Genomic DNA, 15,491 nt, shown 5'->3' with positions numbered 1-15,491 from the left:
CGGGCCGGCCGCACGTACGGTCCCCTCGGCGTCCGCAACCGGCATCCGCCGCGGAAGGGGCTGAAGGTTCTCCCATGGCCTCGCAGGATCCACTGACAGCGATCACCGACGCGTTCACCAGCTTCCTCTTCGGCAAGACGGAGACGACGCGGCTGCCCGTGCGCACCTCCACGGGCCAGGCGCAGGCCGTCTATCTGCCCACCGCCGCCCCCGGCCTGGGCGACTCCGGCGTCATCATCGGCCGCGAGGTCTACAGCGGGAAGGGCTACATATACGACCCCTTCCAGCTCTACGGTCAGCAACTGCCCGCCCCGCACTGGCTCGTCCTCGGAGAATCGGGCAACGGCAAGTCGGCGCTGGAGAAGACGTACGTGCTGCGTCAGCTCCGTTTCCGGGACCGCCAGGTCGTCGTACTCGACGCACAGGGCGAGGACGGCGTCGGCGAATGGAATCTCATCGCCGAGGAGATGGGCATCACCCCCATCCGCCTCGACCCGGCCGCCGCACTGGACCAGGGCATCCGCCTCAACCCGCTCGACCCGTCCATCACCACCACCGGGCAGCTCGCCCTGCTCCGTACGATCATCGAAGTCGCCCTGGGCCACGGCCTGGACGAGCGCTCGGGCTTCGCCCTGAAGGTGGCGCACAGCTATGTCAACGCCACGACGGCCGACCGCCAGCCCGTCCTGACCGACATCGTCGAGCGGCTCCGCCATCCCAAGCCGGAGTCGGCGGAAGCGATGAACGTGGCGCTGGACGACGTACGGGCCTGGGGACTCGACGTCGCCCTCGTCCTGGACCGCCTGGTCGACGGCGACCTGCGCGGGATGTTCGACGGCCCGACGACCGTCGGCATCGACCTCGACGCCCCGCTGATCGTCTTCGACCTCTCCCACATCGACCGCAACTCCATCGCCATGCCGATCCTGATGGCCATCGTCGGCGTCTGGCTGGAACACACCTGGATCCGTCCGGACCGCAAGAAGCGCATCTTCCTGGTCGAAGAGGCGTGGCACATCATCAACAGCCCGTTCGTCGCGCAGCTGTTCCAGCGGCTGCTCAAGTTCGGCCGCCGGCTCGGCCTGTCGTTCGTGGCAGTGGTCCACCACCTCTCCGATGTAGTCGACGGGGCCGCCGCCCGCGAGGCCGCCGCGATCCTCAAGATGGCCTCTACACGGACCATTTACGCGCAGAAGGCCGACGAGGCGCGCGCCACCGGCAAGGTCCTCGGCCTGCCGCGATGGGCCGTCGAGATCATCCCGACACTCTCACCCGGCATCGCCGTGTGGGACGTCAACGGCAATGTGCAGGTCGTCAAGCACCTGGTGACAGAAGCGGAACGGCCACTGGTCTTCACCGACCGCGCGATGACGGAGGCTTCGTCCCAGCCCGAGGACTTCGACGCCTCCCTGGAGGCCGACCTGGAGGCCGAGGCGGAGGCCCGCGCCCTCGCCGTCGAACAGTCACCGTCCTCCAACTCCACCGTCGCCTAGCCATGTCCTACGGATACGACCACCACGGCTCGGGCCACAACCACGAAGGCGGACGCGGCTACGCCTATAGCACGGCCCGCGGCGGCGGCCGGCATGAGCACGGTCCTCGGTACCCGTACGGCGGTCCGTCCCGGCCCCCTCGCCGCGGCCCGGTCCGCGGCGGTACGGGCGGAGGCGGCATTCCGGACGGCCTGCTCCTGGGCGTCCTCGCACTGCTCCTCGGCACCACCGTCCTCACCTGGACGGCCACCGGCCTCGCCGGACTCCTCGCTCACGGCTCCTGGCCCGAAGGCGTCTCCTTCACCCGCACGCCCATGGCCATGCGGGACCTTGCGGCCGACCCCCGGGACCTCGCCGCCGCCTGGCCCGGTGTGAACCCCTCCCACCTGTCCGGACACGGGCTCTTCTGGGGCCTGTTCATCGGACAGCTGCTCATCCTCGCCGTCCTCTCCGTCTTCGCGGTCGGCACCGTCACCCGCGCCCGCGCGGTGCGCACGGCCCGCCGCTCACGCCCGGCTCCGGAAACCGAGCCTGCCGGCACGGACGTACGGCCACAGCCGGCTCAAGCTCCCCCCGTGGAGAAGGAGTCGGCAGACCCCGCCCCGCCAAATCCCGTTCGCGCACCGGCCGTCGAACGGGTAGCTGAAGCGGCGCCCGCCGACCCCAGCGACCCCGCCGACACCCTCGCCACGAGCACCGACCGCGACGGGGGAACGGCGGCCCCTCATACCCTCGTTCAGGACGCTCCAGGCGCCGTCCTCGTCGCCACGTCCGACACCTCACTGTGGGCAGCGACCAAGGACGCCAGGGCCAAGCTCGGCCCCGTCCACCTCTTCGACCCGAGCCAGCTCTGCGACACCCCGGACCGCCTGCGCTGGTCCCCGCACCACGGCTGCTCCGACCGTTCAACGGCCGCGTCGCGCGCCGCGGCCCTCCTCGCACCGCTGCGCTCATCCCGTCCCATCGACGCCGAGATGCACTCCGCCGCAGAGACCCTGCTGCGCTGCTGGCTCCACGCGGCCGCCCTCGACGACCGCCCGTTCCGCGAAGTGCACCGCTGGGCCATCGCCAAGACCACACCGACCGACCCCGTACAGACGCTCCGCACCCACCCCAAGGCGTCGCCCGGAGCCGCCGGCGAACTGGAGGCCACGCTCACGGGCCACCCCGAACGCCGCAAGCACGCCACCGAACTCGTGCGCCGCGCCCTCTCCCCGTTGTCCCAGCTCCACGTCCGCAACGCGTGCACGGCGGCCCGCGCCGACCGCGTCGCCCTGGAATCCTTCATCGACGAAACGGGCACGCTCTATGTAGTGGGCGAAGACCCCGAGTTGATGCCGATCCTCAACGCGCTCGCCCAGAGCGTGGTCGAGCACGGCCGCCGCGTGGCCGCACGGTCATCCCCCGGCCGGCTCGGCCCACCACTCACCACGGTCCTGCAACTCCCCGTCTAGCGTCGTCCTTTCAGCGCGGCCGGGACCGCTCCGGCAGCTGCCGCACCATCTCGTACTCCTTCAGCACAGGCGCCTTCGGATCACTGACGAACCCGCCCGTGCGCACATACCCAATCCGCCGGTAGAAGGCCTCAGCCCGCGGGTTGTGCTCGTGGACATGCAGCAACATCCGCATCACGTAAGGACGTTCACGGGCCCACTCCTCCACAGCCCTGAGCAGCCCCTCCGCCAGCCCGGTACCCCTGTGCTCCGGCCGCACATACACGCCCACGACGTGCGCGCTCTCCCCTTCGTCCAGCACGGTCGCACTGCCCACCCAGCGTCCGCCGCCCTCTTCGTCCTCCCCGATGAACGTCTCCGCCAGAGTCCCTTGCGTCCCCTGCGCCGCACGACGACGCCAGAACTCCTCGCTCTGCCCGGCAGCGTTCTCGTACGTCTCGTTGAAGGCGACGGATGCCGCCGGATCCGCGAGCCCTGCCAACCGCAGCCCACGCAGCTGCTGCCAGTCCTCGGCCAGAACAGCCCGGATCTTGTACGTCATAGCCTGATACTGCCGCAGCGCCCCACCCGGCAGTAGCGATTTGCGCTGCACTTGAGGTAGGAAGCAGCGGGGCCGGCACCCCTCGCCGACCCCGCCTTGTGCACTCCCAGGCCCTCCGCTTGCCCCTCCCGCTGCCACCCATGCACGGCGGCATGCCGGGGTTGTGCGGGCATGAAGAAGCCCCGTTGGTGTGGGTTGTGTTCCCATTCCAACGGGGCTTCTTCTACTGGTAGTTCGGCGGTGTCCTACTCTCCCACACGCTCCCGCATGCAGTACCATCGGCGCAGTAAGGCTTAGCTTCCGGGTTCGGAATGTGACCGGGCGTTTCCCTCACGCTATGACCACCGAAACACACCCCCGGAAAACCCGTATCCGGCACCGGGGAAATCTTTACGTGTGTCAGCAACAACACTGTTCAATTGTATCTGTCAACGGTTGTTGTTTCAGATACCGCACAGTGGACGCGAGCAAAAAGAATCTGTGGTCAAGCCCTCGGCTTATTAGTACCGGTCAACTCCAACCCTCACGGGTCTTCCATATCCGGCCTATCAACCCGGTCATCTCCCGGGAGCCTTAACCCCACACAGGGGGTGGGAGTCCTCATCTCGAAGCAGGCTTCCCGCTTAGATGCTTTCAGCGGTTATCCCTCCCGAACGTAGCCAACCAGCCATGCTCTTGGCAGAACAACTGGCACACCAGAGGTCCGTCCGTCCCGGTCCTCTCGTACTAGGGACAGCCCTTCTCAAGACTCCTACGCGCGCAGCGGATAGGGACCGAACTGTCTCACGACGTTCTAAACCCAGCTCGCGTACCGCTTTAATGGGCGAACAGCCCAACCCTTGGGACCGACTCCAGCCCCAGGATGCGACGAGCCGACATCGAGGTGCCAAACCATCCCGTCGATATGGACTCTTGGGGAAGATCAGCCTGTTATCCCCGGGGTACCTTTTATCCGTTGAGCGACGGCGCTTCCACAAGCCACCGCCGGATCACTAGTCCCGACTTTCGTCCCTGCTCGACCCGTCAGTCTCACAGTCAAGCTCCCTTGTGCACTTACACTCACCACCTGATGACCAACCAGGCTGAGGGAACCTTTGGGCGCCTCCGTTACATTTTAGGAGGCAACCGCCCCAGTTAAACTACCCACCAGACACTGTCCCTGATCCGGATCACGGACCCAGGTTAGACATCCAGCACGATCAGAGTGGTATTTCAACAACGACTCCACACCCGCTGGCGCGAATGCTTCACAGTCTCCCACCTATCCTACACAAACCGAACCGAACACCAATATCAAGCTATAGTAAAGGTCCCGGGGTCTTTCCGTCCTGCTGCGCGAAACGAGCATCTTTACTCGTAGTGCAATTTCACCGGGCCTATGGTTGAGACAGTCAAGAAGTCGTTACGCCATTCGTGCAGGTCGGAACTTACCCGACAAGGAATTTCGCTACCTTAGGATGGTTATAGTTACCACCGCCGTTTACTGGCGCTTAAGTTCTCAGCTTCGCCACACCGAAATGTGACTAACCGGTCCCCTTAACGTTCCAGCACCGGGCAGGCGTCAGTCCGTATACATCGCCTTACGGCTTCGCACGGACCTGTGTTTTTAGTAAACAGTCGCTTCTCGCTGGTCTCTGCGGCCACCACCAGCTCCCCCAGCACGTGGGATCACCAGCCGTGGCCCCCCTTCTCCCGAAGTTACGGGGGCATTTTGCCGAGTTCCTTAACCATAGTTCACCCGAACGCCTCGGTATTCTCTACCAGACCACCTGAGTCGGTTTAGGGTACGGGCCGCAACAGCACTCGCTAGAGGCTTTTCTCGACAGCATAGGATCATCCACTTCACCACAATCGGCTCGGCATCAGGTCTCAGGCCCATGTCATGCGGATTTACCTGCATGACGCCCTACACCCTTACCCCGGGACAACCACCGCCCGGGCTGGACTACCTTCCTGCGTCACCCCATCACTCACCTACTACAGACTCGGACCGCCGGCTCCACCACACCCACAGCATCCCGAAGGACACCGCAGGGGGCTTCACGGGCTTAGCATCACCTGATTCAGCGCTGGCGCACTGCCACGGGTACCGGAATATCAACCGGTTATCCATCGACTACGCCTGTCGGCCTCGCCTTAGGACCCGACTTACCCTGGGCAGATCAGCTTGACCCAGGAACCCTTAGTCAATCGGCGCACACGTTTCTCACGTATGTATCGCTACTCATGCCTGCATTCTCACTCGCATACCGTCCACAACTCGCTTACACGGCTGCTTCACCCGGCACACGACGCTCCCCTACCCACCCACACACCCGTTAGGGCTCACATATGAGTGACACGACGTCGGCGGTGTGCTTGAGCCCCGCTACATTGTCGGCGCGGAATCACTTGACCAGTGAGCTATTACGCACTCTTTCAAGGATGGCTGCTTCTAAGCCAACCTCCTGGTTGTCTCTGCGACTCCACATCCTTTCCCACTTAGCACACGCTTAGGGGCCTTAGTCGATGCTCTGGGCTGTTTCCCTCTCGACCATGGAGCTTATCCCCCACAGTCTCACTGCCGCGCTCTCACTTACCGGCATTCGGAGTTTGGCTAAGGTCAGTAACCCGGTAGGGCCCATCGCCTATCCAGTGCTCTACCTCCGGCAAGAAACACACGACGCTGCACCTAAATGCATTTCGGGGAGAACCAGCTATCACGGAGTTTGATTGGCCTTTCACCCCTAACCACAGGTCATCCCCCAGGTTTTCAACCCTGGTGGGTTCGGGCCTCCACGAAGTCTTACCTCCGCTTCACCCTGCCCATGGCTAGATCACTCCGCTTCGGGTCTTGAACACGCTACTAAACGCCCTCTTCGGACTCGCTTTCGCTACGGCTCCCCCACACGGGTTAACCTCGCAACATGCCGCAAACTCGCAGGCTCATTCTTCAAAAGGCACGCAGTCACGACGCACCAAGCAAGCTTGGCACGCGACGCTCCCACGGCTTGTAGGCACACGGTTTCAGGTACTCTTTCACTCCGCTCCCGCGGTACTTTTCACCATTCCCTCACGGTACTATCCGCTATCGGTCACCAGGGAATATTTAGGCTTGACGGGTGGTCCCGCCAGATTCACACAGGATTTCTCGGGCCCCATGCTACTCGGGTGTCTCTCCAACAAGCCGCTCATGTTTCAGCTACGGGGGTCTTACCCTCTACGCCGGGCCTTTCGCATACCCTTCGCCTACACAAACGGTTTCTCACTCGCCTCACAGCCGGCAGACCATGAAAAGAGAGATCCCACAACCCCGTACATGCAACCCCTGCCGGGTCTCACACACATACGGTTTAGCCTCATCCAGTTTCGCTCGCCACTACTCCCGGAATCACGGTTGTTTTCTCTTCCTGCGGGTACTGAGATGTTTCACTTCCCCGCGTTCCCTCCACACACCCTATACATTCAGATGCAGGTGACAGCCCATGACGACTGCCGGGTTTCCCCATTCGGACACCCCCGGATCACAGCTCGGTTGACAACTCCCCGGGGCCTATCGCGGCCTCCCACGTCCTTCATCGGTTCCTGGTGCCAAGGCATCCACCGTGCGCCCTTAAAAACTTGGCCACAGATGCTCGCGTCCACTGTCCAGTTCTCAAACAACAACCAGCCACCCACCACCCACGCCCACAGACGCAGTACACCGGGACCGGCACCAAGAGACCCACGACCACACGGCCGTACTCTCAGACACCCAACAGCGCGCCCGGCCCCCGCCACCGGCCCGTCCTCCGTTCCACACCCCGTCCGAAGACGAGGCAGTACTTGGATGACAGGCCCGCGACAGCAGACCGAATAGTCAACGTTCCACCCATGAGCAGACCACCGTCGGACATTCGCCGACGAAATGGCTCTGGACGGCAGGACCTCCGAACGGGAGGTGAACCCTGTCGCCACATGCTCCTTAGAAAGGAGGTGATCCAGCCGCACCTTCCGGTACGGCTACCTTGTTACGACTTCGTCCCAATCGCCAGTCCCACCTTCGACGGCTCCCTCCCACAAGGGGTTGGGCCACCGGCTTCGGGTGTTACCGACTTTCGTGACGTGACGGGCGGTGTGTACAAGGCCCGGGAACGTATTCACCGCAGCAATGCTGATCTGCGATTACTAGCGACTCCGACTTCATGGGGTCGAGTTGCAGACCCCAATCCGAACTGAGACCGGCTTTTTGAGATTCGCTCCACCTCACGGCATCGCCACTCATTGTACCGGCCATTGTAGCACGTGTGCAGCCCAAGACATAAGGGGCATGATGACTTGACGTCGTCCCCACCTTCCTCCGAGTTGACCCCGGCAGTCTCCCGTGAGTCCCCAGCACCACAAGGGCCTGCTGGCAACACGAGACAAGGGTTGCGCTCGTTGCGGGACTTAACCCAACATCTCACGACACGAGCTGACGACAGCCATGCACCACCTGTACACCGACCACAAGGGGGACCCTGTCTCCAGGGTTTTCCGGTGTATGTCAAGCCTTGGTAAGGTTCTTCGCGTTGCGTCGAATTAAGCCACATGCTCCGCCGCTTGTGCGGGCCCCCGTCAATTCCTTTGAGTTTTAGCCTTGCGGCCGTACTCCCCAGGCGGGGCACTTAATGCGTTAGCTGCGGCACGGACAACGTGGAATGTCGCCCACACCTAGTGCCCAACGTTTACGGCATGGACTACCAGGGTATCTAATCCTGTTCGCTCCCCATGCTTTCGCTCCTCAGCGTCAGTATCGGCCCAGAGATCCGCCTTCGCCACCGGTGTTCCTCCTGATATCTGCGCATTTCACCGCTACACCAGGAATTCCGATCTCCCCTACCGAACTCCAGCCTGCCCGTATCGAATGCAGACCCAGGGTTAAGCCCCGGGCTTTCACATCCGACGCGACAAGCCGCCTACGAGCTCTTTACGCCCAATAATTCCGGACAACGCTTGCACCCTACGTATTACCGCGGCTGCTGGCACGTAGTTAGCCGGTGCTTCTTCTGCAGGTACCGTCACTCACGCTTCTTCCCTGCTGAAAGAGGTTTACAACCCGAAGGCCGTCATCCCTCACGCGGCGTCGCTGCATCAGGCTTCCGCCCATTGTGCAATATTCCCCACTGCTGCCTCCCGTAGGAGTCTGGGCCGTGTCTCAGTCCCAGTGTGGCCGGTCGCCCTCTCAGGCCGGCTACCCGTCGTCGCCTTGGTAGGCCATCACCCCACCAACAAGCTGATAGGCCGCGGGCTCATCCTGCACCGCCGAAGCTTTCCACCACCAGAGCATGCGCCCGGCAGTCCCATACGGTATTAGACCCCGTTTCCAGGGCTTGTCCCGAAGTGCAGGGCAGATTGCCCACGTGTTACTCACCCGTTCGCCACTAATCCCCGGCCGAAACCGGTTCATCGTTCGACTTGCATGTGTTAAGCACGCCGCCAGCGTTCGTCCTGAGCCAGGATCAAACTCTCCGTGAATGCCTCAAAAAGACAGACCACAAAGAGCGGCACAACCAGGAGGAATAATCCCGGCATGCCAGCACCCTCGCTGTCATCAAAGAAATCCACACCCCTCAAAAACCCGGGATGCGGGGTATCAACATATCTGGCGTTGACTTTTAGCACGCTGTTGAGTTCTCAAAGAACGGACGCTTCCATCACAACCCTGCCACAGGCCACTCCGGGCGCTTCCCTCTCGGTAAACCCGACACTATCAGATCCGAATTCCCGGTCCTCACGGACCGGATTTCCATCCTCAAACCCCTGCCGGGAGGGGGCGCCTTCCGACGCGGCCGCCACATTAGAGGAACTCCCCCGACACCTCAAAATCGAGACGCCACACAACCCACACCGAACTGATTTCCGCACACACAAGCACACGAAAAACAGCCCCGCAGGACGGGGAAGAACACTTCAGTAGAGACTGCCGCCGAACGGCAAGAGCGTCGCACCGGAAGCCGTAGGGCTCCGTGGCAACCCGGAGGACACTACGGATCGGCGTGCACGGTGTCAACTTGCTGCCGGAGGCCGGCCGACCGGCGTCAGTCCAGGTCGGTCAGGCGGCCGCTCGCATCCGGCTGAGCGTCCTCGACGCGGCGCAGGAGGCGCGTGAGGAGTTCACCGAGGAGCGACCGCTCAACCTTGGTGAGGTCCTGGAGCAGTTCTTCCTCGAAGACCGAGGCCTTGCGCATGACTTGGAGCCACTTCTCCCGGCCCTCGTCGGTGATGCCGATGATGACCCGCACCCGGTTCTCCGAGTCGCGCTCCCTCGTCACGAGCCCCTGAGCAAGCATGCGGTCGATGCGGTGGGTCATGGCGGCGGGGGTCAGGCCCAGGCGCTTGGCGATCGTGCCTGGCCACAACTGGTACGGCGCTCCCGCCATCACGAGCTCTCTCAGGACCTCCCACTCCGCATGCCCCAGGCCGAGGGTGCCGAGCTGGCGTCCGTAGGCGACGTTCATCCGCCGGTCGAGGCGGCTGAGCGCGTTGACGACCTTCTCCACCTGAGGGTCCAGGTCGCGGTATTCGCGCTGGTAGATGGCGATCTGCTCGTCGAGCGTGGGCTGTCGGTCCGGCACGGGAGGCATGGGAACGGAGTATCCCACGTGAAGTCGTTCGACATGAACGCTTGCCTTGTGTAGTCTTTATCTTCGAAGTTTAGCTTTGAAGTCTCCTCGCGGGCCGAGGACTCGAGACCAGAGGTAGGTGAGTGTGACCACGGCGATGAGCGCTGCGCTGCGCAGGATCCAGTTCGGGAACGCCCTGGCGGCGTTCGGCAACGGCTTCACGGCACCGTTCCTGTTCATCTATGCCTCGCACGTGCGGGACTTGGGTGACGGCACGGCCGGCGCTGTGCTGGCGGTCTTCGCTGTCGTCGCGCTCGTGGTGCTGCCGTTCACGGGGCGGGTGATCGACCGCCGGGGGCCGATGCCTGTGGCCTTCGCAGGTTCCGCTCTCGGCATGGCCGGGGCGCTGGGGTTCGGCATATCGGAGAGCGCTCCGTCCGTGCTGGCATCGTCGGCACTGATGGGAGCAGGTGTGGCGATTCTGCAGCCTGCCCTCGCGACCATGGTCGTCTCGTGCTCGACGACGGTGACCCGTTCGCACGCCTTCGCGACGCAGTTCTTCCTGAACAACCTCGGTCTGGGTGTCGGCGGTCTGCTCGGGGGGCTCATGGTCGACGAGCACCGGCCCGGGACGTTCACGCTGCTGTTCGTCATAGAGGCCGCGATGTTCGTGGTTCTTGCTGCGGTGCTCGCGACCGTCCGGCTGCCGCAACTCCGGGAGGCCGGCGCCGGCTTGGCCCACGCGGCGGCGGATGAGCGCGAGGCGTCGGCCGAAGGCTGGTCGGTGCTGTTGCGGGACCGGTCGATGGTGCTGCTCTGCGTGCTCGGCTTCGTCCTGTTCTTCGCCTGTTACGGGCAGTTCGAGTCTGGGCTGTCGGCGTACGCGGTCGAGGTCACGCGAATATCGACGTCCACGCTGGGCATCGCGCTCGCGGTCAACACGGGGGTGATCGTCCTGGCGCAGTACGTGGTGCTGCGGCTCGTCGAGCGGCGCCGGCGCAGCAGGGTCGTCGCCCTGGTCGGGGTCATATGGGCGGTCGCCTGGGTGGCCGCCGGCGCCTCCGGCCTGGTGCACGGGGCGCAAGCGGTGGCGACGGCGCTGCTGATCACGACGTACGCGCTCTTCGGCGTCGGCGAGACGATGCTGTCGCCGACCGTGGCACCCCTGGTGGCGGACTTGGCGCCGGGGCGGCTGGTCGGCCAGTACAACTCGGCGTTCGCGCTGGTCAAGCAGCTGGCGCTGGCCGCGGGTCCCGCCGTCGGCGGGCTGCTGGCAGCGGTGGGCGCGTACGGCGTCTACATCGTCATGCTGGTGGGCTGCTCATTCGGTGTGAGCTTGCTGGCGCTGTGCCTGGGGCGGCACCTGACGCCCGCGCAGGACCGGCCGTACCGGTCCCTCGTGGTGGCCGGCGGCAGCGGTGCACAGCGGCGGCCCGCCGAGGCCGACGGGGGTAGCACGGTGGAGGCGGCCCCGATGGAGCGTGCGACTGGGGCGGCGGTCTGAGCGAGTCCGTCTGCGGACCGGCTTCGGTATCGCACGAGGGCATCAACGGAGGGGGCGGAGCGGGGAGTCGGCCCGTTCGGTGGTCGGCCGCGAGGCCGGTCACGCTGTGGGCAGGGCGAACTCGCACCACACCGACTTGCCCCCTCCGGGGGTCCGTCTCGAGCCCCAGGCCGAGGCGATCGTGGCGACGATGGAGATGCCGCGTCCCGCCTCGTCCGCGGCCTCGGCGGCGCAGCGCCTGGGCAGGTGTTCGTCGCCGTCGGTGACCTCGACGATCAGCCGCCGGTCCGTCCGGCGCAGTCGCAGCCGCATCGGCGGGGTGCCGTGCTGGAGGGAGTTGGCGACGAGTTCGCTGGCCGCCAGTACGCCTAGATCCTGGAGTTCCCGGGAGAAGCGCCAGGAGGAGAGCACGCCGGAGGCGAACGCGCGGGCGCGCGGGGCTGCTTCGGTGCCGCCGAGCAGGTCCAAGGCGGCGTTGTGGAACAGCTCGGCGTCAGGACCCGTACGGGCGGGGTGCTGAAGGACGAGGACGGCGACGTCGTCGTCGTGTTCCGCGGTGATGCCGAGGGATCGCAGCAGACGGTCGCAGACGATGTCCGGGGAGCCTGTGGCGCCGGCGAATGCCTGTTCCAGCGTGTGGACTCCGGTGTCGATGTCGGCGTCGCGCCGTTCGACGAGGCCGTCGGTGTACAGAACGGCGGAACCCCCGGGCGGGAGCGGCAGCGAGCTTGAGGCGTGCACCCATCCACCGGTGCCGAGCGGAGGTCCGGTCGGCTCGGGCGCGCGCTGGACCGCTCCGTCCGCGTCGCACACGATGATCGGCGGGTGGCCGGCGGAGGCGTAGTGCAGAAGACCTTCATTGGGGTCGTGAACGGCGTACACGCAGGTCGCGATCTGGCTGGGGTCGATCTCGGCGGCCAGCCCGTCGAGCAGCTGCAGCACCTCGTGCGGGGGGAGATCGAGCCGGGCGTATGCGCGTACGGCAGTGCGGAGTTGACCCATCACGGCCGCGGCACGCACGCCGCGGCCCATCACGTCGCCGATGACGAGGGCAGTGCGGCCGGCGCCGAGGGTGATGACGTCGTACCAGTCACCGCCGACGGCCGCTTCCGTACCGCCCGGCTGGTATGTGGCGGCGACCCGCAAGTCGTCGGGCTGTTCCAGCTCCTGGGGCAGGAGGCTGCGCTGGAGGGTGACCGCTGCCTCGCGCTGGCGGCGTTCGCTGGCGCGCAGGCGCTCAGCCGCCTCGACCTGGTCGGTCACCTCGGCGGCGAAGATCAGCACACCGTTCTCGCCGTCGGCGGTGATGGGTGTGCAGGTGAAGGTGTAGAAGGCGTCGCGGCTGTCACGCGAGTCGGCGGTCCGGGGGACCCGGCGCGACTTGACCGTGCGCGGCTTGCCGCTGCGCAGCACCTGGTCCATGAGGGGGAGCAGGCCGAGTTCGACGAGTTCGGGCAGGGCGTCGCGGGCCGCGTCGCCCTGGGTGCGCGGGCCGAAGACGGCGGTGTACGCGTCGTTGACGTACGCGATGCGGTGGTCGGCGCCGTGCACGACGGCGGCCAGAGCAGGGACCTGGCCGAGCAGATCGTGCACTGACAGCGCATCGATGCTGCGGGTGACGTGGGCGCTGGAGCTCTCAGCCGCCCCGGCGGTCCCCGGGGCCCAGGCCGCTACGGCGGCTTCCGCGCTCTTGCGTTCCGCGTCGGTGAGCACGGACGGAGCGGCGTTGCCCGTTCGCGCTGACCGCCCTCCGGATTCCGCTTCCGGCGCTGCCGTGCCGGTGCGGTGCTCGGCCCGCGCGGCCGGGACGGTGCCGGAGCTCTCCGAGTTCGCGCTGTCGGCCGCGCCGGGGGACTCGTCGTCGCCCCCGGCGCCGTCGGCAGGGCCGTCGGACGTCTGCTGCGCCTGCGCTGCTGCTGCCCTGGCGGCCTGTGCGGCTGAGTTGCGCCGCTGTGTGCCGGGCAGTCGGGCGCTCCAGCGCGTGAAATTCACGGTCGTCCGATTCCTCGTGTAGTCCGGAAGACGGCCCCCCGCTGAGCCGTCGCTGGTCACTGTGTGCGGATGCGAGTCCACTCATGGTCACACGTTCCGCATGGTGCACGGCGCAGACATTGGATCACGCACCGGCCACCCGTCGGATCACCCGGCGTCCCTTCCGGGAGTCGGTCCGGCCGCTCCGGGGAGGCGGACCCCGGAGCGGTTCCTCAGCCGTCCTCGGGACGGCGTACGCCACCTGCCGCGAGTTCGAACTCGGCACGGGGATGTTCGAGCGAACCGAGTGAGACGATCTCGCGCTTGAAGAGCCCCGCCAAGGTCCATTCGGCGAGGACTCTTGCCTTTCTGTTGATCGTGGGGACGCGGCTGAGGTGGTAGGCGCGGTGCATGAACCACGCCGGGTAGCCCTTCAGCTTGCGCCCGTAGACGTGCGCGACGCCCTTGTGCAGTCCGAGCGATGCGACGGAGCCCGCGTAGGCGTGACGGTAGTCGGTGGCGGGCTCGCCCCGCAGGGTGGCCGCGATGTTGTCCGCGAGGCGGCGCGCCTGGCGCACGGCGTGCTGGGCGTTGGGGGCGCACAGGGCGCCCTTCTCGCCCTTCTCCTCGGAGAGGAGGTCGGGCACGGCGGCTGCGTCGCCCGCGGACCACGCGTTCTCGACGCCGTCGACGCGCAGTTGAGCCGTGCACTTGAGTCTGCCGCGGCCGTTGAGGGGGAGGCCTGCCGCGGCGAGCACGGGGTGCGGTTTGACGCCGGCTGTCCAGACGAGGGTGCGCGTGGGGTGGCGGGAGCCGTCGCTGAGCACGGCGACCCGCTCCTCGCAGGAGTCCAGGCGGGTCTCCAGCCGTACGTCGATGTTGCGGGCGCGCAGCTCGCGCAGCGCGTAGACGCCCATCTCCTCGCCGACCTCGGGGAGGATCTTCGCGGAGGCCTCGACGAGCAGGAATTTCATCTCCTCGGCGCGCACGTTGTGGTAGTAGCGGCACGCGTAGCGGGCCATGTCCTCCAGCTCCGCCAGGGCCTCGACCCCCGCGTAACCGCCGCCGACGAAGACGAACGTGAGAGCGGCGTCGCGAATCTCAGGGTTGCGGGTGGACGAGGCGATGTCGAGCTGTTCGAGCACGTGGTTGCGGAGCCCGATGGCCTCCTCGACCGTCTTGAAGCCGATGCCGTGCTCCGCGAGACCGGGGACGGGGAGGGTGCGGGAGACGGAGCCGGGCGCCAGTACGAGTTCGGTGTAGGGGATCTCGACGGCGGCGGTTCCTTCCTCCTCCGTGGCGAGCGTCTTGACGTGGGCGACGCGCCGTTCGTGGTCGATGGAGACCGCTTCGCCGACGACGAGCCGGCAGTCCCGCAGGACTCTGCGCAGGGGTACGACGACATGGCGCGGCGAGATGGACCCGGCGGCCGCTTCGGGGAGGAAGGGCTGGTAGGTCATGTAGGGCTCGGGGTCGACCACGACGACCTCGACCCCGCCGGAGCTGCCGGGGCCGTTCGCTGTCTGCCTGAGCTGGTGCTTCAGCTTTTGCTGAAGACGCAGGGCCGTGTACATGCCCACATATCCGCCGCCGATCACGAGGATGCGGGCGGTTCCGTTCATCGCCTTCGTCACGAGTCCATGACGCACCCGCGACCGGGTGTTTGTCCACAGGCTCAAAGAATTGTGTGACCGACGGAAACCCTGCATCCGCTTCCCGTTCCGGCACCGCAACGTGCGGATCACAGCAGGTCAGAAGGGGAATGCTGAGGTGCGGAAAGTGGTGCGCGGCGCTTCCGTGGGGTGTCGTTCCGGCCACTGTGGGACGTCCGCCAGACCGCCCTCTTCTCTCATGACCAGAGTCTCAACTATCTTCGATGGTCGTCGGAGGTGCGGTGCTTGAGGACCACGGTGCCGGCGCCGCCGACCGCGACAGCGTGAGGGTCTCCGGGGGGAGACTTTGATG

7 protein-coding genes and 3 rRNA genes are annotated in these 15,491 nt (G+C 65.8%); 3 read left to right on the top strand and 7 right to left on the bottom strand.

Going from position 1 to position 15,491, the window contains the following annotated elements:
- The first annotated feature begins 74 nt into the window (after positions 1 to 74).
- Positions 75 to 1,493 (top strand): ATP-binding protein, encoded by a 1,419-nt coding sequence (locus tag ACSMXX_RS17275; RefSeq protein WP_473179591.1) that lies wholly within the window; start codon positions 75 to 77, stop codon positions 1,491 to 1,493.
- Positions 1,494 to 1,495: 2 nt separating this feature from the next.
- The gene (locus ACSMXX_RS17270) at positions 1,496 to 2,947 is read left to right on the top strand and encodes a site-specific integrase (protein WP_473179590.1); all 1,452 of its coding nucleotides are present in this window, start codon (positions 1,496 to 1,498) and stop codon (positions 2,945 to 2,947) included.
- A gap of 10 nt (positions 2,948 to 2,957) precedes the next feature.
- Here ACSMXX_RS17270 and ACSMXX_RS17265 read toward each other — a convergent pair whose 3' ends face one another.
- From ACSMXX_RS17265 to ACSMXX_RS17245, 5 genes are all read right to left on the bottom strand, one after another.
- On the bottom strand, positions 2,958 to 3,488 hold the full coding sequence (locus ACSMXX_RS17265) for a GNAT family N-acetyltransferase (RefSeq protein WP_473179589.1): 531 nt from the start codon (positions 3,486 to 3,488) through the stop codon (positions 2,958 to 2,960).
- 232 nt (positions 3,489 to 3,720) lie between these two features.
- Positions 3,721 to 3,837, bottom strand: a 5S ribosomal RNA gene (gene rrf / locus ACSMXX_RS17260).
- 131 nt (positions 3,838 to 3,968) lie between these two features.
- Positions 3,969 to 7,094 (bottom strand): 23S ribosomal RNA (locus ACSMXX_RS17255).
- Positions 7,095 to 7,435: 341 nt separating this feature from the next.
- Positions 7,436 to 8,963, bottom strand: a 16S ribosomal RNA gene (locus ACSMXX_RS17250).
- The 16S, 23S and 5S rRNA genes sit together here, the layout of an rRNA operon.
- A gap of 563 nt (positions 8,964 to 9,526) precedes the next feature.
- Positions 9,527 to 10,072 (bottom strand): MarR family winged helix-turn-helix transcriptional regulator, encoded by a 546-nt coding sequence (locus tag ACSMXX_RS17245; RefSeq protein ID WP_473179588.1) that lies wholly within the window; start codon positions 10,070 to 10,072, stop codon positions 9,527 to 9,529.
- Positions 10,073 to 10,208: 136 nt separating this feature from the next.
- Here ACSMXX_RS17245 and ACSMXX_RS17240 point away from each other — a divergent pair, with 136 nt between their 5' ends.
- Positions 10,209 to 11,555 carry an MFS transporter gene (locus ACSMXX_RS17240; RefSeq protein ID WP_473184825.1) on the top strand — a complete coding sequence of 449 codons (1,347 nt, stop codon included), beginning with the start codon at positions 10,209 to 10,211 and terminating at the stop codon, positions 11,553 to 11,555.
- 99 nt (positions 11,556 to 11,654) lie between these two features.
- Here ACSMXX_RS17240 and ACSMXX_RS17235 read toward each other — a convergent pair whose 3' ends face one another.
- A complete protein-coding gene (locus ACSMXX_RS17235) occupies positions 11,655 to 13,547 on the bottom strand; it encodes an ATP-binding SpoIIE family protein phosphatase (protein ID WP_473179587.1) in 1,893 nt (630 codons plus the stop codon).
- Between the two features lie 212 nt (positions 13,548 to 13,759).
- A complete protein-coding gene (locus ACSMXX_RS17230; RefSeq protein WP_473184824.1) occupies positions 13,760 to 15,148 on the bottom strand; it encodes an NAD(P)/FAD-dependent oxidoreductase in 1,389 nt (462 codons plus the stop codon).
- Between the last annotated feature and the right edge of the window lie 343 nt (positions 15,149 to 15,491).

Source organism: Streptomyces sp. DSM 116795 (genome assembly GCF_055792905.1).
This window is presented reverse-complemented; position numbering and strand designations above follow the sequence as displayed.

What these genes read in the sequence shown, in the direction of transcription:
- ACSMXX_RS17230 (WP_473184824.1), bottom strand. Translation starts at nt 15,148, where the DNA reads ATGAACGGAACCGCCCGCATCCTCGTGATCGGCGGCGGATATGTGGGC.
- ACSMXX_RS17245 (WP_473179588.1), bottom strand. Translation starts at nt 10,072, where the DNA reads ATGCCTCCCGTGCCGGACCGACAGCCCACGCTCGACGAGCAGATCGCC.
- ACSMXX_RS17270 (WP_473179590.1), top strand. Translation starts at nt 1,496, where the DNA reads ATGTCCTACGGATACGACCACCACGGCTCGGGCCACAACCACGAAGGC.
- ACSMXX_RS17240 (WP_473184825.1), top strand. Translation starts at nt 10,209, where the DNA reads ATGAGCGCTGCGCTGCGCAGGATCCAGTTCGGGAACGCCCTGGCGGCG.
- ACSMXX_RS17275 (WP_473179591.1), top strand. Translation starts at nt 75, where the DNA reads ATGGCCTCGCAGGATCCACTGACAGCGATCACCGACGCGTTCACCAGC.
- ACSMXX_RS17265 (WP_473179589.1), bottom strand. Translation starts at nt 3,488, where the DNA reads ATGACGTACAAGATCCGGGCTGTTCTGGCCGAGGACTGGCAGCAGCTG.